This is a genomic window from Streptomyces sp. SID13726, assembly GCF_010548375.1.
GTDB lineage: Bacteria > Actinomycetota > Actinomycetes > Streptomycetales > Streptomycetaceae > Streptomyces.
Genome location: NZ_JAAGLY010000152.1, coordinates 1 through 617, shown reverse-complemented (window position 1 = coordinate 617; position 617 = coordinate 1). Strand labels below are relative to the sequence as shown.

At 72.6% G+C, this 617-nt stretch carries 1 protein-coding gene; it reads right to left on the bottom strand.

Going from position 1 to position 617, the window contains the following annotated elements; all coding sequences use genetic code 11:
* Window positions 1–90: 90 nt before the first annotated feature.
* Entirely contained in the window at window positions 91–513 is a 423-nt protein-coding gene (locus G3I78_RS46870) for a hypothetical protein (protein WP_164436707.1), read from the bottom strand.
* Window positions 514–617: the final 104 nt, after the last annotated feature.

The window sequence follows — 617 nt, the reverse complement described above, 5'->3', positions numbered from 1 at the left end:
GAGCAGCCCCAGGACAGCGAGGTCTGAACGGCGGGAACTACGAAGCCCGCCCCGGTGGACTGGGGCGGGCTTCGTCGTTGTCCGGACTCGTTACTGCCAGCGGAGCCACGGCTGTGCGTCGGTCGCGCCGCGGACCCACATCACCGCGTGCTGCACGCCGTTGGCGTACCGGCGGCGGGAGCTCGACCGCAGGGCCTCGTCGGCTGCGTCGTCCTCGGCCCGCAGCTGCCGGGCGTCGGGGATGCCAGCGGCCCGGTCGGTGATGGGCGAGGGCCCCTGGCCGACTGCCCACGTATAGGCGGCCCGGACGCCTTCGTGGAACTCCTCCAGCCGGTGGCCCTTGGTCTCGACGGCGTACCGGATGTTGTCGAGCAGCGCGGTGATTTCGGCGATGGTGCGCCGGCCGACCACGGGCTCGGCGGGCGGCCCCTCCGGCATGGGCGGCGGCTGGTGCGCCGCGGGGGCTCCGGCCGGCGTGCTGCCTGGCCCGTTCCACATCAGATTGTCAGCCATGGCGGAACCGTAGCGGGCGGCGACGACATGGCGCAGGACGTACGAAGGGCCAGCGGCGAGTGCGCTGGCCCTTCGGCTACATGTCGATGTCGGGTTCGAAGTCC